The organism is Flagellimonas flava (assembly GCF_900129665.1).
Classification (GTDB): Bacteria; Bacteroidota; Bacteroidia; order Flavobacteriales; family Flavobacteriaceae; genus Flagellimonas; species Flagellimonas flava.
Genome location: NZ_FQWL01000002.1, coordinates 529,069 through 547,944 on the forward strand (window position 1 = coordinate 529,069; position 18,876 = coordinate 547,944).

Consider the following 18,876-nt stretch of genomic DNA (forward strand, 5'->3'; position numbering starts at 1 on the left):
TTAGTGTTTTTGGATAAACAATTTCGTATTCACTTCGTCAAAGGCAATTGCTATACCTTCATCTAGTTTCTCTTCAAAGTTCAGTTCTGCGGTGAGGGTTTCTGTTTTGATGTAATCTTCATTACTGGAAACCGCTTTTTCAACGCAACCGTCCTTTAAAATCTTTATGTCAATTTTATCCGTAACCTCAAAACCTGATTCTTTTCTAAGGTTTTGGATTCGGTTTACCAGCTCTCTTGCAATACCTTCTTTTCGGAGACCATCGTCAATGGTGACATCCAACGCCACGGTCAAGGAACCGGAACTTGCCACCAACCATCCCTCTATATCTTGAGAGCTAATGTCTACATCGGTTAACTGTAAAATAATACTTTTATTTTCCAATTGTAGCATTAATTCGCCTTCCCGTTCAATTTTTTGGATATCTTCTTGATCCAACTGGTTTACAGCAGCCGCAATAGCCTTCATATCCTTTCCAAATCTTGGCCCTAAAACCTTAAAATTTGGCTTTATCTGCTTAACCAGGATACCGGAGGCATCATCGAGCAATTCAATTTCCTTTACATTAACTTCGGATTTGATCAATTCGGAAACTGCCTCAATCTCCTCCTTTTGGGTGGGGTCAAGAACGGGAATCATCACCTTCTGAAGGGGCTGGCGTACCTTAATTTTTTCTTTTTGTCGGATTGACAGTACCAAAGACGAAATCCGCTGTGCCAAATGCATTTTGCTCTCCAACTTTTTGTTGACCATGTTGGGGTCGAAAACTGGAAAATCTGCCAAGTGAACACTTTCAAAGTCCTCTTTTCGGGTGTTGTTGTTCAGGTCCTGGAACAGCCTTTCCATATAAAATGGAGCTATGGGTGCAGACAACTTTGCAATAGTGCACAAACAGGTATAAAGGGTTTGATAGGCGGAGATTTTATCTTCCTGATAATCCCCTTTCCAGAACCTTCTTCTGCTCAATCGCACATACCAGTTGCTCAAATTTTCCTGCACATAATCTGAAATCATCCGTGCAGCCTTTGTTGCCTCATAATCGGCATAGGCTTCATCCACTTTTTGGATCAGTGAATGTAACTCGGAGAGAATCCATTGGTCAATTTCAGGTCTATCCGGCAAAGGAATGTCCGCCTCTTCATAGGTAAATCCATCAATATTGGCATACAAGGCCATGAAGGAATAGGTATTGTACAAGGTGCCGAAGAACTTTCGTTTTACCTCAACAATCCCTTCCATGTCGAATTTAAGATTGTCCCAAGGATTGGCGTTGGAAATCATATACCAGCGGGTGGCGTCAGCTCCGTGCTCTGGCAACACCTTGAAAGGGTCTACTGCATTCCCCAAACGCTTCGACATCTTTTTGCCTTCCTTATCCAAAACCAATCCATTGGATACTACATTTCGGTAGGAAACGGAGTCAAAAACCATGGTGGCAATGGCATGCAAGGTATAGAACCATCCCCTTGTCTGATCTACGCCCTCTGCAATAAAATTGGCTGGGAAAGCCTCTCCGTTATCAATAAGTTCTTTGTTCTCAAAAGGATAATGCCACTGGGCGTAGGGCATGGAACCACTATCAAACCAAACATCAATTAGATCTGATTCCCGCCTCATCGGCTTGCCAGTTGGTGAAACCAAAGTTATTCCATCCACAATGTTTTTATGGAGGTCTATTTTATCATAATTGGCCTCCGTCATATCCCCGACCACAAAATCTTGGAAAACATCCTGATTCAGCAAGCCTGCTTCAACGGCCTTGGCCATTTCATTCTTTAATTCTTCTACGGACCCAATAATCAATTCTTCCTTACCATCTTCTGTTCTCCAGATCGGCAATGGAATGCCCCAATACCTGGACCGGGAAAGGTTCCAATCGTTAGCATTGGCCAGCCAGTTCCCAAACCTACCTTCTCCTGTTGCCTTTGGCTTCCAGTTGATGGACTGGTTCAGTTCGAACATCCGATCCTTAATGTCCGTGACCTTTATAAACCATGAATCCAGAGGATAATACAATATGGGCTTATCCGTTCGCCAGCAATTGGGGTAACTGTGGAGGTATTTTTCCACCTTAAAGGCTTTGTTTTCCTCCTTTAGTTTGATTGCGATTTCAACATCCACGGATTTATCAGGAGCTTCGCCGTCTTCATAATATTCATTCTTGACATATTTGCCTGCCAAGGTTCCCATTTCGGGTCTAAACCTTCCCTGAAGGTCCACTAAAGGAACAGGATTATTGTTCTCGTCCAGCAGCAACATTGGGGGTACTGGAGGTTCAGCTTGTTTGGCTACATGGGCATCGTCCGCACCAAAAGTGGGAGCTGTGTGTACGATTCCAGTACCATCTTCCGTGGTCACAAAATCCCCGGCGATAACCCGATATGCGTTTTCAGGATTCTGATAGGGCTGGGCATAATCCATAAGTTGCTCATAGCGTATGCCAAGTAAGTCTTTACCCTTGCATTCTGCAGCGATCAGATACGGTATTTTCTTGTCTTCCTTGGTATAGCTGCTCAATACCGTAACATCATCCGTCTGCTCAAACTTTCCAGCAAATTGTTTTCCCACCAAGTTCTTGGCCAAGATCACATGGGTAGGTTCAAAAGTATATTGATTATAGGTCGCTACGACTACATAGTCAATTTTGGCTCCTACGGTCAAGGCAGTATTACTTGGCAAGGTCCAAGGTGTTGTCGTCCAAGCAAGAAAATGAAGATGGTCAAACTTTTTTAGGAAATTCGGCAAAGTACTTTCAACCGTTTTGAACTGGGCAGTAACGGTAGTATCCGTAACATCCTGATAAGTACCAGGCTGATTTAGCTCATGGGAACTTAATCCGGTACCCGCTTTTGGCGAATAGGGTTGAATGGTATACCCTTTATACAGCAATCCCTTATCATAAATCTGCTTCAACAACCACCAGACAGATTCCATGTATTTAGGTTTATAAGTGATGTACGGGTCGTCCATATCCACCCAATACCCCACTTTTTCCGTCATTTCGTTCCAGACATCCGTATACCGCATCACGGCCTTTTTACAGGCTGCGTTGTATTCCTCCACCGAAATTTTCTTCCCTATATCTTCTTTGGTAATCCCCAGTTCTTTCTCAACACCGATCTCAATGGGCAGACCATGGGTATCCCATCCTGCTTTCCGCTTCACTTGGTATCCCTTCATCGTCTTGTACCGCGGAAAAATATCTTTTATGGTACGCGCCATAACATGGTGAATTCCGGGCATACCGTTTGCAGAAGGCGGACCTTCGTAAAACACATAGCTTTCCTTTCCCTCACGTGTGGAAATACTTTTCTCAAAAATCTGGTTGTCTTTCCAAAAGTCCAGAACTTCTTCTGACACTTTTGGCAAATCCAATCCTTTATATTCCGCAAACTTCATATTCGATGCTCCTTCTTCTAGAATTCCAAGTTTGCAAAATTAAAAATTTAGCTGGAATTCCTATGCTCAAAAAAGGGTATTTGGAGGGCATAAAGCACTAATGCTAAATATAATATCCCTAAAAACGGATTTATAACAAAATTCCTATATTCACGGCTTTAACACTAAACCATTTTTAATATGAGAAAAGTAGTTGTTGGACTATTTGTATTGGCACTATCTATGGGGACATTGATCTCTTGTAAGGAAGCGGCCGAAAAAACAAAAGAGGCTACAGAGGAAGCCGGAAAGTCGTTGGAAGAAGCTGGCGAGAATTTGAAAGATGCCGCCAATGATGCCGTTGATGCTGTAAAAGAGGCAGGAGAAGACGCAAAAGAAGCTGGGGAGCAAGCCCTTGACAGTATCAAAAAAGCTGGAGAGGATGCCATGGACAAAGCCAAGGAAATGGGCGATGGCATTAAAGATGCAGCAGAAGAAACTGCAGATGGCCTTAAAAAAGTGGCCGAGGAAACCAAGGACCAGCTGGATAATTAACCTGAACAGCGCTGAAGATAAAGGCCCGGGTTTCCCGGGCCTTTTTATTAAAAGTTGTAGCTAAGTCCCAAAATCAAGTTGGTTCCAGGTGCTGCAATTCCTGAGGAATAGGTACGGTAGCGTTGGTTGGTAAGGTTCTCCAAACTCACGGTAGTCTTTAGGGCGTTGGAAATCTGATATTGCGATCTAACATTCAAGGTGTACCAAGATGGAGCGAACGGATTTCCATTCTCATCCTCCGCATAAATATATGCCTTGCTTCTTTCAGACAGAGCGAGGTCCTCGTAGGCAATTTCTCCATTGTAATTGAGGAACAAGTCCGTTTTCAATTTTTGGTTTTGCCAAATTAAATGGACATCGCCAAAAGTGGGAGCTGCATGGCGCGCTGGGGTATCTGTCCCATCACTGTCCTCTTCGGTTCCCTCTGTAACCGTGAGATTGGATGCAAAAGACCAGTTTTCATTCATAAATGCTTCCAATCCCAACTCAAAACCATACACATAGGCTTTTGCTGCATTCTGAATAGCCTGTACGTTGCTCAGCTCACCGTTATACAAAATCTCCGTTTCCCCGTTGAACTCAAAGTCCCTTCGTACCAGAGCATCGACCAAATAGGTATAAAATGCCGCTCCTTTTAATACCAGTTTATCCTTGATGTTCTTTCTAACCCCAATTTCGGCATTGTAGGCATATTCAGGTTCCAATTCTGGATTGGGCACTACCACCGAGCCCGGTTCCGAATCGAATACCTTTCCTATATCATCAATATTTGGAGCCCTAAAACCGGTCGACCCATTTAAGGTTATCTGAAGATCGGCCCTTGGAAACCAGCTAAAGCCCATACTCCCAGTAAACGCTCCGGTAATGAGATCGGCCTCATCAAAGGGAAAATCGAAAAACGTGTTTTCAAATTGGGCATCTACCCAAACTTGGCTATATCTTGCCCCAGACAATAAGGTAAAATTGGGTTTCAGCTTATATTCGCCATTGATATAGCCCGCGAAAGTCTGCCAAGTAGCACCATCAGGATATCGTGAGGCCGCCGGTATCGATGTGCTAGTCTCAATGTTGGTATCGATTCCTTCGGAACGAACCTTATTGAAAATATACTCTGCGCCGTAATACAGTCTTAGATCTCCAATTTTCTTGTTCTCAAAATCGAGATTCACGGATAACGCATGAACCTTTTCGGTTGTGGTTGAGCGATTAATTTCCTGAAACCCCCGATTGTTTCTGCTTTCTTCAAAAAACTGGTAGGCCGTGGTCAGTTTAACGCCGTCATAGAATTTGTTCTTTCCTTGCTTGGTCACCTGCACGTTCCCCATAAACCATTTCTGTGGCCCATAAAACCATTCTGCCGAACGAAGTCCATCACCTTCATCATTTGGTCGGATCAAACGGTCATATCTGGAGAAATCCGAAGTCTCGGAATAGTACAGTCCCAAATCGTAATTCCATACCTTATTGGGTCGATAGGTGAATTTTTGAAGGAAATTAATCTGGTCATATCCAGATGAAATCTGCTTTTGCGCATCTGAATTAGGAACAAGCACATCAGAGCCATTCTCCCTGCTTGCAAAGTTGTTCCTTAAATAAGACTCGGGACCATGCTCCCCCATGACCAAATCACCAAAGTCGCTATAGGTGAAACTGGTATAGGAGGCCCAGTGCTGCTGTCCCAGATTCAAATCCAAATGGGACGTACTTTCATTGTTTGCCGAAGCAAAACGATATGTGGCGTTACCTGAAACCGTGAGGCTATCCGTAAATGAAAATCGAGGTTTTTGGGTTAGAAAGTTCATGACACCCCCAATGGCATCACTTCCGTAGATAACCGAACCCGGTCCAAAAATCACCTCAGTGTTCTTAATGGTAAACGGGTCGACGGAAATTACATTCTGAATGTTCCCTCCTCTAAAAATGGCATTGTTCATTCGAACACCATCCACGGATAAAAGTAATCTGTTCGTTGCAAAACCTCTAATCATAGGGCTTCCTCCCCCCAATTGGCTTTTTTGGACAAAGACCTTTCCGCTGTTCTGCAATACATCCGCTGCTGTTTGGGGATTGGTAAACGAGATGGTCCGGGCATCTATGGATTCAATCTTTTGAGGGATATCCTTTTTTTGTTGCTCCCATTTGGAAACCGACATGACCACCTCCATCAATTCTTCGGGTTTCAGGTCCAGATAGACCCTGTTTCCCTTCTTTACAATTTGGGACTTTGTGGTGGTGTATTCATCGTAGCTAAGGTGCCTGAGTATGATTCGTTCATTTTTGGAAAAGACTTCCAAATCTGCCTTACCATTAAGGTTGGAAACAGTGCTCTTGGACTTGTCCCTGTTAAAAATGGCAATATTGGCAATAGGATTGCCCGATTCCGCATCCAAAACGGTAATTTCCTGAGCAAATACGTTAAGGGTGGCCAAAAAGAAAAAGAGGATACATCCTGATATGCGCATACTATTCAAAAACTGCATTTAAAACGGCCAAGGACCTAGGTTTTCTGAAGCCGTGCAAATGTAATTCAAAATACAGAATAACTTTTTTAAGCAACTCCTGTCGTAGAAGCTTGCTCATTTGTATTGTTTGAAGTGCATCAAAATTTATGCCCAACAGCTTTCTGAACTGGACAATTTCTTTACCCTGAATCAATGGGTTTAGGGAAGGGTTCTGATTGAAACTACCTTCAAGGAGGTCAAAATACGGTGCATGGCTAAAGGATGTATCCGGATAAAACCCCAAATATTTTGAAAGATTCAACAAGAATAGCAAATGAAAATTAGGTGGAGGTGCATGTTCATCCAGCCAATGCAATGCATATTCCAAATAGTTAAATAGGCCTTGGTCCTGTTCCTGTTCCTGAATGCTGTTGCCCAACATTTCTGCCAAAAAAAGCACAATGCTATTTTTTACAATATCGGTATGAAGGCTCTTATAGGGCACGGCTACTTTTGCTTCTCGTATCCCCTCCAAAGTTCCCTTGTTTTTATGGGTGGCCACAATTTCCAACTGCATCAAAGGCAAAAAATACGCGGCTTTCAGTTTCCCTTTTTTGGAGGATAATACCCCTTTAAGCAAATAGGACTTAATTCCATCCGACTCGGTAAAAGCCTTAACAATAAGACTTGTGTCGCCGTATTTCAAGGAAGAAAGTACTATGGCCTTGGTGGTTACCTGCATTAGCTTTTTGAGTATGTGACAATATAAAAAAAGTGGGCGATTGATCAATCGCCCACTTTAGTTCTATACTTGAATAAAAGGGTTTAAATCACTCCCTGAGCCAACATAGCATCCGCTACCTTGACAAAACCAGCAATATTTGCTCCTTTAACGTAATTGCAATAGCCGTTTTCTTCCTTACCAAATTCAATACAGGAGTCATGGATATCTCCCATTATCCCCTTCAGTCTTTCGTCTACCTCTTCACGGGTCCAACTTATTCTCAAGGAGTTTTGAGACATTTCCAAGCCTGAAGTGGCAACACCACCTGCATTGGAGGCCTTTCCGGGCGCAAATAATATTTTGGCATCATGGAAGGCATGGATAGCTTCGGGTGTTGAAGGCATATTTGCACCCTCGGCCACTGCCATACAACCATTCTTGATCAAGGTAGCAGCGTCATCTCCTGTGAGCTCGTTTTGGGTTGCACATGGGAGAGCAACATCACAAGAAACTTCCCAAGGCGTTCTGCCTTTATGGTATTCCGCAGAAGAATATTTTTCTGCATATTCGGAAATCCTGCCTCTTCTATTATTTTTTAGATCCATGACAAAGGCCAACTTATTCTCGTCAATCCCATCTTTGTCATAAATGTATCCACCGGAATCAGAGAGCGTAAGCACTGTTCCGCCCAAATGCATCACCTTCTCAGCGGCATATTGGGCCACATTCCCAGATCCGGAAATCACCACTTTTTTCCCTTTAAATGATTCGCCTTGCGTTTTCAGCATGCTATCAGCAAAATAAACCGTTCCATATCCGGTAGCCTCTGGGCGAATCAAAGATCCTCCCCAGGAACGACCTTTTCCGGTCAAAACACCGGTAAATTCGTTTCGGATTTTCTTGTACATCCCAAATAGGAATCCGATTTCACGGGCACCTACTCCTATATCTCCTGCGGGAACATCTGTATTAGGGCCAATATGGCGGTTCAATTCCAACATAAAAGCATGGCAAAACCGCATCACCTCATCATCGGATTTTCCTTTAGGGTCAAAATCCGACCCGCCTTTACCACCCCCCATGGGCAAGGTGGTTAAACTATTTTTAAAGACCTGTTCAAAGGCCAAAAATTTCAACACGCTGGCGTTCACCGTAGGATGGAAACGAAGTCCACCCTTATAAGGGCCAATGGCCGAATTCATCTGGATTCTATATCCTCTATTTACATGGATCTCTCCGTCATCATCAACCCATGCCACCCGGAATGAAATCAAACGCTCTGGCTCAACCATCCTCAAAAGAATGTTCTTCCCGTGGTAAATATCATGTTTTACAATATAAGGTATTACGGTTTCCGCAACCTCCTGTACCGCTTGGATGAATTCAGGTTCATGTCCATTTCGGGACTTCACCTCATCCATAAATGCTTTGATTTTTGCTTCCATAAAACGGATTACTGGTTTAGGTTCCCTTGACTTGATTTCAAGGGAATTTTAACAAATTAGGAATTAGACGGCAAAATTATACTATTTGCATAATTTAAATACCCCTTTTTTAAAAATTTTTCAAAAAGTGCTATCCTATGGCCTGTTCCAAATCTGCAATCAAGTCGTCCACATCCTCGATACCTACGCTAAGTCGAATCAACGCATCCACCACACCGCTTTTCTCCCGTTCCGTTTTGGGAATACTGGCATGGGTCATGCTGGCAGGATGGCCGGCCAAACTTTCCACACCTCCTAAAGATTCTGCCAAGGTGAATACTTGAAGTTTCTCCACAATTTTGATGGCATCGTCATAACTGCTGCCCTTGGTAATGAATGAGATCATACCTCCAAAACCGTTCATCTGGTCTTTGGCCACTTCATGGTTTGGGTGATCTTCGAATCCTGGCCAATATACCTTTTCAATTTTAGGGTGCTTGGCAAGATATTGGGCAATGGCCTTCCCATTTTCGCAATGGCGTTGCATCCTTACATGGAGGGTTTTAATCCCGCGAAGGGTCAAAAAACTGTCCATGGGACCACAAACCGCACCACTTGCATTTTGTATAAAGTAAAGTTGATCTGCCAATTCTTTATCCTTGACCACTAGGGCACCAACAACTACATCGCTATGACCTCCCAAGTATTTGGTGGCGGAGTGCATCACAATATCAGCTCCCAAATCCAGCGGTCTTTGCAAATAAGGTGTTGCAAAGGTGTTATCCACTGCCAACAACAATTGGTGTTTTTTTGCAAGGGCAGATACTGCCCTTATGTCGATAACGTTCATCATAGGATTGGTCGGGGTCTCAACCCAGATGAGCTTGGTCTTTTCATTAATATGACTCTCGATGGCGGCAGCATCCTGCATACCTATGAAGTGAAACGTAATCCCGTACTTTTCAAAAACCTGTTTGAACAACCTATAACTACCACCATATAGGTCATTGGTGGAAACCACCTCATCTCCAGGGTTAAGTAATTTTATTACGGCATCCATGGCCGAGAGTCCACTTGCAAAGGCGAGTCCATAGTTTCCGTTTTCAATGCTCGCCAAGGCATTTTCCAAGGCCGTCCGTGTAGGGTTGGCGCTCCTGGAATATTCATAGCCCATATGCCCGCCGGGGGTGGATTGGGCATAGGTGCTTGTTTGGTAAATGGGCGGCATCACGGCACCGTAGGCCTTATCGGGTTGCTGGCCTCCGTGAATGGTCTTACTGTTAAATCTTAAATCTTTCTTGCTCATCTTGTTTTGATCTGCGTACAAATGTATTGTTATCTTTTGGAGTAATCAATGAAGTCTTATTTTTGGGAACCCTAAAAGTACCTCACATGAAAAAGTCCGCTTTCCTACTTTTAATTCTTATGCTGTCCCTTGGTTGCGAAAATGGCAACAAACTTACTTTTGCGCCATCCCAAGTTGAGGGATCCGACTGTTCCGACTGTCCCAAGATTGAAATTAATCTAATCCAAGCCCTTGATGAAACCGCTTTGGCCAACGCAATCAACACTGCTTTGGAAGAAGAAGTCATTGCCATCCTTTCCTTTGATGAAGCGGAGACTATTGACAATTTAAACAAGGCCATAAGTTCCTTTCATCGGAGCTATCAGGAACTCAAAGAAAAGTTCCCGGATGAAACTGTAGGTTGGGAAGCGAAAATTGATGCGGAGGTGGTCTATGAAGACAATGATATGTTGACCATAATTTTGAACGCTTATACGTTTACCGGTGGAGCACACGGATACAGCTCAACAAGATTGTTGAATTTTGACAAAATCAAAGGCAAGGAAATTGAAAACTGGGAACTTTTTGATGATGAGGAAGGGTTTCGAAACTTTGCAGAAGCCAAATTCAGGATTCAGGAAGATATACCACAAGATGACAATATCAATGCCACTGGGTTTATGTTTGAAGGGGATACCTTTCGGTTGGCAGAGAATCTGGGGTACACTGAAGAAGGGATTCAAATGATCTATAATCAATATGAAATAGCATCTTATGCGGATGGCCCAAAAACTATGGTTCTACCCTTTGCAGAAGTGAACAAATATCTTAAAAGACCTACTAAACCCTAATTTCCATTATTCTCAAAAAGGTCAAAATAGTTTGTAGTTAAGACTATGAGAATACGCTATGACCATTCAAATTACATTTTTATCTATTTATTAACATATCTACTTTTATAAATATGTAAATATTTAATAGTTTTACCCAACATTTAAAACTAGGGTGTTCGCTCTCGTTTATAAATCGATAGTTAGAAATATCTAAATATTATCACGTATGGAAAACTGTTTGGAATGTTCGAATCACAACGATTTAACCCTTCTAGGTTACAATCAAACTTTGAGAAATAGAATTACTAATTTTCTTATTTCCTTTGTCATTGAAGGTGCGGAGGATATGTCTAAAATCAAATAAGACCAAGCTTATGAAAACGATAGGTATGATAGGAGGTATGAGCTGGGAATCCTCCAAGATTTATTATGAACATCTCAATCGGATGGTAAAGGAAAAGCTGGGCGGTTCCCATTCTGCAAAAAGCGTGCTTACCTCTGTGGATTTTGAGGAAGTGGAACGGTATTCTTTCTCAGGTGACTGGGAAAAAATTGGGAACCTCATGGCCGAACATGCAAAGAAACTGAATCAGGCTGGGGCGGACCTTGTTGTTTTGTGCACCAATACTATCCACCTTGTAAGTGATGCAATTACCAACGCTGTATCCATACCTTTTCTGCACATTGGCAGGGCCACAGGCGAAGCCATCCAACAAAAAGGGCTAAAAAAAATAGCGCTATTAGGCACCCAGTTTACCATGGAAAAAGACTTTTACACCAAAATCCTGGAAGAGGAATTTGGCTTGGAAGTCCTAATTCCGGACCTAGAAGATAGGGAGGCCCTTCAATCCATGATCTACAACGAATTGGTCAAAGGAGTTTTTACCCAAGAGGCCAAGGAAGAATGCTTGCGCATCATAGGGAAAATGGAAGCGCAAGGCGCCGAAGGCATTATTTTAGGCTGTACGGAACTCCCTATTTTAATTCCAGGTAACGAAGTGAAAATCCCAACATTTGATACTACTAAAATTCATGCACAGAAAGCGGTGGATTTTGCACTTTCTTAGTTTCAAATACACGAACTTTGGGCTTCATTTTTATTAACCTTTTTTGTAATGCGAAAAATATATCACTTGGGAAGCTGCTCCACCTGCAAGCGCATCTTAAAGGAATTGGAGCCACTGAACGGGGTTGTCCTTCAGGAAATTAAATCGGAAGCCATGACCACCGAGCAGGTAGATGAAATGGCCGCTCTTTCCGGAAGTTACGAATCCCTATTTAGCAGAAGGGCCATGCTTTTCAGACAACGTGGACTCCATGAACAAAACTTATCGGAGGACGATTATAAGAAACTTATTCTGGAGCATTACACCTTCTTAAAACGACCTGTGGTTTTGGTTGACAATCAAATTTTTGTTGGCAACTCCAAAAAAACAGTTGAAGCCGCAAAAGCGGCACTACATTCATGAGCAAACGAACCTTGGCACTTTTGGCGGCTTTGATGGCCACTACCATTTATGGTATTAACCACACCGTGGCCAAGGGTGTCATGCCAGATTACGTGGGCCCGTTTGGCTTTATTATGCTTCGTCTTGGCGGTGCCACCTTGTTCTTTTGGGCGATTTCAATTTTTGGCCCCAAAGAACGAATAGAAAAAAAGGACTGGCTTCGGATTTTAGCCTGTTCCCTTTTGGGTATGGCCATAAACATGCTGGCATTTTTTAAGGGACTGCAATTATCCACACCAATAAACAGCTCGGTTTTAGTGACCATCACGCCTATTATTGTGGTGGTAATTTCTGCCATTTTTATCAAGGAAAAAATAACAATGAACAAAGGACTTGGTATCCTTCTGGGTTTTATTGGAGCTTTGGGTCTTATTTTGTTCGGTGCCGAAATACGGCAAGACGCCCCAAATATTCCTTTGGGCAATATTCTTTTTATAGTGAATGCCACTGTGTATGGGTCGTACTTGATCTTGGTAAAAAAACTCACGGAAAAATACCATCCGTTCACCTTGATGAAATGGCTTTTTTCCATTGGGTTCGTAATCGCCTTCCCGGTTACCTACCCTGAATTCTCACAAATTGAATGGTCTACCATGCCCGGGTGGGTCTATGGTATTGTTGCCTTCGTTGTTATAGGCACCACCATTGTAACCTATCTGTTCAATGTATTTGCACTGACTCAGTTACGTGCTTCTACAGTAGGTGCTTTTATGTATGTTCAACCCCTAATTGGAATTCTTTTCGCCATGTTTTCTGGAAAAGACCAACTTACACTGATCAAGATTGCCGCCACGGTTTTGGTACTCTCGGGGGTTTATTTGGCCAGTAGAAAGCCTAAACCAAGTCCTTAGGGATTTGTACAAATTTTCGAGTGTCCTCCTTGGTTAAGGTTTTAAAGTCTTCCGATTTTTCCATTTTATCAAAAGCATCAAGAAACTGCTGGGGCAAAGCAGTCAGCCTTCGTTCCTTAAGGTCCATCCAAGCTCCCATCATCTCACATCGGGCAAAATTCCTTCCCTTGGCATCGTAAAACTCATGTTTGAATTCGAAGAACATCCCATCTTGGCTCATGCCTTCAAAACCAAGAGACACTTTAATGGGTTTTCCTGCAAAAACCTCTTTAAAATAATACATGTGTTCATAGAATACCACAGGTCCGATATTGAACTGGGCCATTGACTTTTGATTGAATCCCAATTGTCCCAAATAAGCCATACGGGTATGACTCATAAAATTGATATAGGCCGAGTTGGCCAAGTGTCGATTAGCATCTAAATCGCTCCATCGAATCTCAAATTCCTTAAAAAACATAGGCTGATAATTTGTTATGCGTGCATAATAATTGTAAAATTACCATACTTTTAAAAAAACAGGCCCATCCCGTACCTGAAATACATGTAACTTTAGAACTTTAACATTTCGCCATGAGTCAAAAAGCCGAATTCATCCCAAGCCTAAGTCTTCCAGCTATTGCCGCCCCTATGTTCTTAATATCAGGACCAAAATTGGTGGTTGAATGCTGCAAAAATGGCATTGTGGGTACTTTTCCTGCCTTAAACCAAAGAACCAGTGAGGGATTTGAGGAATGGCTTATCCAAATTAAGTCGGAACTAAAACAGTTTGAGGAAGAAACTGGAAAAAAAGCGGCACCCTTTGGCGTTAACCTTATTGTGCATCCTACCAATCCCAGATTGGAAGCCGATGTGAAGCTCTGCATTAAACATCAGGTCCCCTTGGTAATTACTTCCCTGGGGGCGGTGAGCATGGTAGTAGACGCTATTCACAGCTATGGCGGGCTTGTGTTCCATGACATCATTAAAAAGAGACATGCCGAAAAGGCCGCGGAAGCCGGAGTAGATGGTTTGATCCTAGTAGCTGCCGGCGCTGGCGGGCATGCAGGAAACCTCAACCCCATGAGCTTAATTGCCGAGGTGAAAAAAATCTTCGATAAAACCATCATCCTTTCAGGTTGCATAAGTACCGGAAGGGATATTGCATCTGCCATGCAGATGGGAGCTGACCTAGCATATATGGGTACCCGTTTCATCAATACGGAGGAAAGCAAAGCACCTGAAGATTATCGAAAAATGATTATAGAGGCGGGAGCCAGTGATGTAGTATATACGGCTGCCATCTCAGGTGTGCATGCCAACTTCTTGGCGGCCAGCCTTAAAGCCGCGGGGATTTCTGAAGAAGATTTGAAGAAAGACCATAAAATCGATTTTGGAAAAGAACTGGATACCGAGGCCAAGGCATGGAAAACCATTTGGTCCGCTGGTCAAGGGGTAACCACCATCGAAAATACACTTCCTGTGGGTGACCTGATCAATAATCTAAAATCTGAGTTCAAAGCAGCCATAACAGAGCAAGCCCAGTTGTTGGAACGCTATTCATAGCGCTTAACAAGGTCTCGCTTTTCTTTGTATTTTGGTGATTGTTAATCAACCATTGACATCCTCATGTATATCAAAAGAAATCTTAGTTGGGCCATTATCATGCGCTTCGCATGGAAAAATCTACTCTTTTTTGCCATATACGCCGCTGTGGTGTTTTTTTTATACCACCAATGGGAGTGGACACATATTGATATCCCCTTTGAACCTATTTCCGTAATAGGAATAGCCGTGGCTTTCTACATCGGATTTAAAAACAGCCAGAGCTATGACCGTTTTTGGGAGGCACGGAAAATCTGGGGTGGTATTGTAAACTACTCCCGAACCTGGGCCAATAATGTGCTCAATCTGGTGAAAAACGACCGTAATGCCCAAGTCACCCTGATTTACCGGCACATTGCCTGGATCAACGCGCTACGCATTCAGTTGAGGCAACCCACCAGTTTTTCCATAAGGGAAAACCGAGCAGTAGAACGGCTTTTTGATCGCCATGGGGAAAGGAACCCAGTGTGTAGTGGGATGGATTTGTTCCTGGATCCCAAGGAAGTGGATGCTTTGGAAAACAGAAAAAATGTCGCCACTCACCTCGTCAAAAAACAGGCGCAGCACATAAAACAATTGTTGGACGAAGGCAAGCTAACCGAGTTCGACAAGCAAATCTTTCATAGCAATCTAGAGGAATTTTATAACCTTCAAGGTAAATGCGAGCGAATTAAAAACACGCCTTTTCCAAGACAGTACGCCTATTTTAGCACCGTTTTCACATGGGTTTTTCTCTTGCTCCTTCCTTTTGGATTACTCAACGTCTTTGAAACACAGCTCCAAGAATTGGAAGTAGGTCACAACTGGTGGTACATTGTGTTGATGATTTTTTTCTCCATTCTTATTTCGTGGATTTTTGTCACCATGGAAAAGGTGGGTAGTAACAGTGAAGACCCTTTTGAGGGTCGAATCAATGATGTTCCCATGACCGCATTATGCCGAACTATCGAAATTGACTTGAGGGATATGTTGGACGAAGAGAATCTTCCAGAAAAAATAAAACCCCAGCACAATATTTTGTACTGATGCCTGTAGTTCCCTCATCGTATCGCCCGCCCCTTTTCTTTAGAAATGGGCACTTAGCAACCATTCACCACGGACTTTTCAGAAGGGTCCATGGAGTATCACAAACAAGGGAAAGACTGACTTTGTCCGATGGGGATTTTATAGATTTGGATTGGAGTCATGCTCGCCAACCTTCAACAAAACTTGTGGTACTATTACATGGTCTGGAAGGTGATGGTCAACGGCCATACATCACGGGAAGTGCCAAACTTTTCAATGCAAATGGATTTGATACCTGTGCGGTGAATTATAGGGGGTGCAGCGGAGAACCAAATTTAAAATACTGTTCGTACCACAGTGGTGCAACAGCAGATTTGATTGAGATCCTTGACCATGTCCTGGAAAGTAAGAGGTACACATCCATCTATCTGAATGGATTTAGCCTGGGAGGAAACCTTGCCTTAAAATTTTTGGGAGAGGGGAACAAGCTTCCGGCCGAAATCAAAGGGGCTGTTGCCGTTTCTGTTCCGTGTAATCTGCACAGTTCTTGTAAAAAGCTGTTGACCTTCGAGAACGTATTGTATGCTAGACGTTTCAAAAGACATTTACTCGCAAAACTTTGGCAAAAGCAACAGTTATTTCCACAATTGATTTCCAAACAGGATATAAAGTCCATTAAAACTCTAAAGGATTTTGATGATGTCTACACCAGCAAGGCGCATAATTTCAAAGATGCCCTGGATTACTACGAACAATGCAGTTCGCTTCAGTTCCTAAATGCCATTAAAATACCCAGCCTGATTATCAATGCTGAGGATGACTCGTTTTTAGGTCCGGAGTGTTTTCCTCATGCTGAATCCGACAAAAACCCCAATCTCTATTTGGAGGTTCCCAAGTACGGAGGTCATGTAGGTTTTTGGGGGAAGAACAATATCACGTATACAGAAAAAAGGGCTCTTGAATTTTTTCAAACGATATAGTACACTTTCTTTGGTGAAATTGTTATAAGCATCAAAACATAGGGCGAAAAAGTTCTACCCTATTTAACTATCTTAGTAGCTGCAAACTGAACAAGTAAGAACAAATTTACGTCATGAAAAAAATACTCCTGTGCCTTACGTTGGTGGCATTTGTTGCCAGCTGCGGCGGAAAGAAAGAAGAAAAAAAAGATGGGTTTGAAGTAAGCCGATCAAAGACCGAAGATAAAAAAGCGGATGCAGAAGGTGGAGTCCCTATAGATTTGGATAACAAAGGAGTGGGTCCAATCAAAGACTTGGAGTTTCCAGCTGACATCGATACGGAAATGGCAGCTCGGGGTGAAGCCAAGTTCAATTCCATTTGTGTGGCCTGCCACATGGTGGATCAGCGCATGATAGGACCGGCAATGAAAGGAGTTTATGAAAGACGAAGCCCAGCATGGGTCATGAATATGATTCTTAACCCTGACGGGATGCTAAGGGAAGATCCTATCGCAAAAGCGTTGTTAAAGGAATACAACAATGCCATCATGCTCAACCAAAATCTTACGGAAGAAGAAGCACGGGATGTAGCCGAGTACCTAAGAACACTATAGCCCAGTAAAAAACAACATGAAAACCGTTGCCTTTATACTGACCACTTTACTTTTTATGGGTAGTATTCGGGGCCAATCCTTGCTTGGTGCTTGGGTAAATACCCAAACTACAGAAGATGGGCAAAGGATAAAAAACGTTGTCATTTTTACTGAAGGACACCAAGTGGCCACATGGTTTGATGCAACCAATGGTGATTTTATAGGCACTAACGGAGGTGCTTGGGAACTCAGCGGGAATACGATCAAGGAAACTGTGGAGTTTGATACCAAAAACTCAGATCGTGTGGGTTCCTCCATCAGTTTTGAGATTGAACTTCAAGATGATACACTTAGGATAAAGGATGGTCAACAAGTTTGGACCCGAATAGATGATGGCACTCCCGGGGATTTGGCCGGAGCCTGGCTGATGTCTGGCCGGAGATATAACGGGCAAATGCAATACAGGGATACAGATCGCCCTAGGAAGACCATGAAAATTTTGTCCGGAACCCGATTTCAATGGATTGCATACAATACCGAAACAAAGCAATTTATGGGCACTGGTGGAGGCACTTATACCACCGTTGATGGCAAATACACAGAAAATATCGAGTTTTTCTCCCGGGATAATTCAAGGGTCGGGGCCAGTCTTGAATTTGACTATGCCCTCAAAAAAGGAGATTGGTACCATTCAGGTTTTAGCAGCAAAGGAAAACCGCTCTATGAGATTTGGAGCAAACGAATGTTATGAGAACCAATAAATACATAGGCAACTTTGATTTCTGGAAATCGGGCAAGGCAATATACTTTATGCTATTAATGCTTGGACTACCCTTTCTCTCATTTTCCCAAGACGAAGAAAAGACAGATTCCCATTTCATTGCCCTATACACACTTGGTGACAGTTGGGACATGGACAAACCACCACAGGAGCAGGCCTATTTTAAGGAACATGGAATGTTCCTATCCCAATTGCGCAAACAAGAGAAAATTTCTGTTGGCGCACGCTACAGTGATACTGGCATGTTGATCATTAAAGGGAAAAGTGAGGAAGAGGTCACAAGCATGCTTCACGAAGATTTGGCAATTCAGCACAAGCTTTTTAAACTCGAAATTCACCCTTTTGCTCCCTTCTACAAAGGATGTATCGATTGATTCCTAGGCCATAGTTAATTATACTAGGGAACATCGCCTAATTCCAAAAACTAGTTTAAGCACGTATGAGAATTCAATTTAAAAAAGGGGATGCCAAGCCAAGTACACTCACCTGTATAAGGGAAGATAGCACTATTACATGGACTACCCTGCGAAACAATTTTGAATCGCATGACCTTGCCCATTACGCGGTAGAAACCGTTTTAGGTTTTGACCGAGCTTTTTATGGCCTACTTTCCCAAGGTTTCAATATCCAGGATTTTGAACTGCCTCGGGGCCAAAGACCTGAGGCTTTGATACCAGCCAATCTTCCAGAGCAAAGCTTGCAAACCGAACATTTAGTGAACCTTTTGTTGACACCAGGTATTTCTGAAAGAAACGACTTTGATCTCATAGGCACTTTAAGACAGATTTTGGAAGCGGACGGTTTAGGGTTTCCCCATGCCCTAAATCCGATTTCCCTGGAAAAAATCTATAACACATACGATGATTTGACGCTTAGATGGCAAGCCTTGGCCGCTGGAGGGATTTTGGAGCTAAGTTTCAATACTGGGGCCTAATGTGCTAAATGTTTGTCAAAA

At 42.8% G+C, this 18,876-nt stretch carries 18 protein-coding genes; 12 read left to right on the forward strand and 6 right to left on the reverse strand.

What is annotated here, in order from left to right; all coding sequences use genetic code 11:
- The gene (ileS, locus tag BUC10_RS08215; RefSeq protein WP_073178250.1) at positions 1–3,399 is read right to left on the reverse strand and encodes an isoleucine--tRNA ligase; all 3,399 of its coding nucleotides are present in this window, start codon (positions 3,397–3,399) and stop codon (positions 1–3) included.
- Positions 3,400–3,579: 180 nt separating this feature from the next.
- Here ileS and BUC10_RS08220 point away from each other — a divergent pair, with 180 nt between their 5' ends.
- Entirely contained in the window at positions 3,580–3,933 is a 354-nt protein-coding gene (locus BUC10_RS08220; RefSeq protein ID WP_084732590.1) for a hypothetical protein, read from the forward strand.
- Between the two features lie 47 nt (positions 3,934–3,980).
- On the opposite strand, the gene BUC10_RS08225 is transcribed toward BUC10_RS08220, so the two are convergent.
- The 4 genes from BUC10_RS08225 to BUC10_RS08240 form a co-directional block, all read right to left on the reverse strand.
- Complete coding sequence (locus tag BUC10_RS08225) at positions 3,981–6,395, reverse strand: TonB-dependent receptor (RefSeq protein WP_245812801.1); 2,415 nt, start codon at positions 6,393–6,395, stop codon at positions 3,981–3,983.
- Position 6,396: 1 nt separating this feature from the next.
- Positions 6,397–7,116, reverse strand: coding sequence for a DNA repair protein RecO (gene recO, locus BUC10_RS08230; RefSeq protein WP_073178254.1), 720 nt, complete (start codon positions 7,114–7,116; stop codon positions 6,397–6,399).
- 83 nt (positions 7,117–7,199) lie between these two features.
- The gene (gene gdhA, locus BUC10_RS08235) at positions 7,200–8,543 is read right to left on the reverse strand and encodes an NADP-specific glutamate dehydrogenase (protein WP_073178256.1); all 1,344 of its coding nucleotides are present in this window, start codon (positions 8,541–8,543) and stop codon (positions 7,200–7,202) included.
- A gap of 130 nt (positions 8,544–8,673) precedes the next feature.
- On the reverse strand, positions 8,674–9,828 hold the full coding sequence (locus BUC10_RS08240; protein WP_073178259.1) for a cystathionine gamma-synthase: 1,155 nt from the start codon (positions 9,826–9,828) through the stop codon (positions 8,674–8,676).
- An 86-nt stretch (positions 9,829–9,914) separates the two neighbouring features.
- On the opposite strand from BUC10_RS08240, the gene BUC10_RS08245 reads away from it, so the two are divergent.
- The 4 genes from BUC10_RS08245 to BUC10_RS08260 all read left to right on the forward strand — a co-directional run bounded on the left by BUC10_RS08245 (position 9,915) and on the right by BUC10_RS08260 (position 12,999).
- Positions 9,915–10,658 (forward strand): DUF3298 and DUF4163 domain-containing protein, encoded by a 744-nt coding sequence (locus BUC10_RS08245; protein WP_073178261.1) that lies wholly within the window; start codon positions 9,915–9,917, stop codon positions 10,656–10,658.
- Positions 10,659–11,014: 356 nt separating this feature from the next.
- Complete coding sequence (locus tag BUC10_RS08250; RefSeq protein WP_073178896.1) at positions 11,015–11,707, forward strand: aspartate/glutamate racemase family protein; 693 nt, start codon at positions 11,015–11,017, stop codon at positions 11,705–11,707.
- Between the two features lie 48 nt (positions 11,708–11,755).
- Complete coding sequence (locus tag BUC10_RS08255; protein WP_073178263.1) at positions 11,756–12,109, forward strand: arsenate reductase family protein; 354 nt, start codon at positions 11,756–11,758, stop codon at positions 12,107–12,109.
- On the forward strand, positions 12,106–12,999 hold the full coding sequence (locus BUC10_RS08260; RefSeq protein ID WP_073178266.1) for a DMT family transporter: 894 nt from the start codon (positions 12,106–12,108) through the stop codon (positions 12,997–12,999). Before BUC10_RS08255 ends, BUC10_RS08260 begins: the two co-directional genes overlap by 4 nt.
- Here the strand turns inward: BUC10_RS08260 and BUC10_RS08265 are convergent.
- Positions 12,983–13,459: an acyl-CoA thioesterase gene (locus BUC10_RS08265; RefSeq protein ID WP_073178268.1), complete on the reverse strand. Its 477-nt coding sequence runs from the start codon at positions 13,457–13,459 to the stop codon at positions 12,983–12,985. The genes BUC10_RS08260 and BUC10_RS08265 overlap by 17 nt on opposite strands.
- A 113-nt stretch (positions 13,460–13,572) precedes the next feature.
- Here BUC10_RS08265 and BUC10_RS08270 point away from each other — a divergent pair, with 113 nt between their 5' ends.
- The 7 genes from BUC10_RS08270 to BUC10_RS08300 all read left to right on the forward strand — a co-directional run bounded on the left by BUC10_RS08270 (position 13,573) and on the right by BUC10_RS08300 (position 18,855).
- Complete coding sequence (locus BUC10_RS08270; protein WP_073178270.1) at positions 13,573–14,544, forward strand: NAD(P)H-dependent flavin oxidoreductase; 972 nt, start codon at positions 13,573–13,575, stop codon at positions 14,542–14,544.
- Positions 14,545–14,607: 63 nt separating this feature from the next.
- Entirely contained in the window at positions 14,608–15,609 is a 1,002-nt protein-coding gene (locus BUC10_RS08275; RefSeq protein ID WP_073178272.1) for a bestrophin family protein, read from the forward strand.
- The gene (locus tag BUC10_RS08280) at positions 15,609–16,568 is read left to right on the forward strand and encodes a YheT family hydrolase (protein ID WP_073178274.1); all 960 of its coding nucleotides are present in this window, start codon (positions 15,609–15,611) and stop codon (positions 16,566–16,568) included. Before BUC10_RS08275 ends, BUC10_RS08280 begins: the two co-directional genes overlap by 1 nt.
- Before the next feature lie 113 nt (positions 16,569–16,681).
- The gene (locus tag BUC10_RS08285) at positions 16,682–17,161 is read left to right on the forward strand and encodes a c-type cytochrome (RefSeq protein WP_073178276.1); all 480 of its coding nucleotides are present in this window, start codon (positions 16,682–16,684) and stop codon (positions 17,159–17,161) included.
- A 16-nt stretch (positions 17,162–17,177) separates the two neighbouring features.
- Positions 17,178–17,891: a membrane or secreted protein gene (locus BUC10_RS08290; RefSeq protein WP_073178279.1), complete on the forward strand. Its 714-nt coding sequence runs from the start codon at positions 17,178–17,180 to the stop codon at positions 17,889–17,891.
- Positions 17,888–18,295 carry a YciI family protein gene (locus tag BUC10_RS08295; protein ID WP_073178281.1) on the forward strand — a complete coding sequence of 136 codons (408 nt, stop codon included), beginning with the start codon at positions 17,888–17,890 and terminating at the stop codon, positions 18,293–18,295. The genes BUC10_RS08290 and BUC10_RS08295 overlap by 4 nt, the downstream gene beginning before the upstream one ends.
- Positions 18,296–18,360: 65 nt before the next feature.
- Positions 18,361–18,855, forward strand: coding sequence for a hypothetical protein (locus BUC10_RS08300; RefSeq protein WP_073178283.1), 495 nt, complete (start codon positions 18,361–18,363; stop codon positions 18,853–18,855).
- The last annotated feature ends 21 nt before the right edge of the window (positions 18,856–18,876 follow it).

What these genes read in the sequence shown, in the direction of transcription:
- ileS (WP_073178250.1), bottom strand. Translation starts at nt 3,399, where the DNA reads ATGAAGTTTGCGGAATATAAAGGATTGGATTTGCCAAAAGTGTCAGAA.
- BUC10_RS08220 (WP_084732590.1), top strand. Translation starts at nt 3,580, where the DNA reads ATGAGAAAAGTAGTTGTTGGACTATTTGTATTGGCACTATCTATGGGG.
- BUC10_RS08225 (WP_245812801.1), bottom strand. Translation starts at nt 6,395, where the DNA reads ATGCGCATATCAGGATGTATCCTCTTTTTCTTTTTGGCCACCCTTAAC.
- recO (WP_073178254.1), bottom strand. Translation starts at nt 7,116, where the DNA reads ATGCAGGTAACCACCAAGGCCATAGTACTTTCTTCCTTGAAATACGGC.
- gdhA (WP_073178256.1), bottom strand. Translation starts at nt 8,543, where the DNA reads ATGGAAGCAAAAATCAAAGCATTTATGGATGAGGTGAAGTCCCGAAAT.
- BUC10_RS08240 (WP_073178259.1), bottom strand. Translation starts at nt 9,828, where the DNA reads ATGAGCAAGAAAGATTTAAGATTTAACAGTAAGACCATTCACGGAGGC.
- BUC10_RS08245 (WP_073178261.1), top strand. Translation starts at nt 9,915, where the DNA reads ATGAAAAAGTCCGCTTTCCTACTTTTAATTCTTATGCTGTCCCTTGGT.
- BUC10_RS08250 (WP_073178896.1), top strand. Translation starts at nt 11,015, where the DNA reads ATGAAAACGATAGGTATGATAGGAGGTATGAGCTGGGAATCCTCCAAG.
- BUC10_RS08255 (WP_073178263.1), top strand. Translation starts at nt 11,756, where the DNA reads ATGCGAAAAATATATCACTTGGGAAGCTGCTCCACCTGCAAGCGCATC.
- BUC10_RS08260 (WP_073178266.1), top strand. Translation starts at nt 12,106, where the DNA reads ATGAGCAAACGAACCTTGGCACTTTTGGCGGCTTTGATGGCCACTACC.
- BUC10_RS08265 (WP_073178268.1), bottom strand. Translation starts at nt 13,459, where the DNA reads ATGTTTTTTAAGGAATTTGAGATTCGATGGAGCGATTTAGATGCTAAT.
- BUC10_RS08270 (WP_073178270.1), top strand. Translation starts at nt 13,573, where the DNA reads ATGAGTCAAAAAGCCGAATTCATCCCAAGCCTAAGTCTTCCAGCTATT.
- BUC10_RS08275 (WP_073178272.1), top strand. Translation starts at nt 14,608, where the DNA reads ATGTATATCAAAAGAAATCTTAGTTGGGCCATTATCATGCGCTTCGCA.
- BUC10_RS08280 (WP_073178274.1), top strand. Translation starts at nt 15,609, where the DNA reads ATGCCTGTAGTTCCCTCATCGTATCGCCCGCCCCTTTTCTTTAGAAAT.
- BUC10_RS08285 (WP_073178276.1), top strand. Translation starts at nt 16,682, where the DNA reads ATGAAAAAAATACTCCTGTGCCTTACGTTGGTGGCATTTGTTGCCAGC.
- BUC10_RS08290 (WP_073178279.1), top strand. Translation starts at nt 17,178, where the DNA reads ATGAAAACCGTTGCCTTTATACTGACCACTTTACTTTTTATGGGTAGT.
- BUC10_RS08295 (WP_073178281.1), top strand. Translation starts at nt 17,888, where the DNA reads ATGAGAACCAATAAATACATAGGCAACTTTGATTTCTGGAAATCGGGC.
- BUC10_RS08300 (WP_073178283.1), top strand. Translation starts at nt 18,361, where the DNA reads ATGAGAATTCAATTTAAAAAAGGGGATGCCAAGCCAAGTACACTCACC.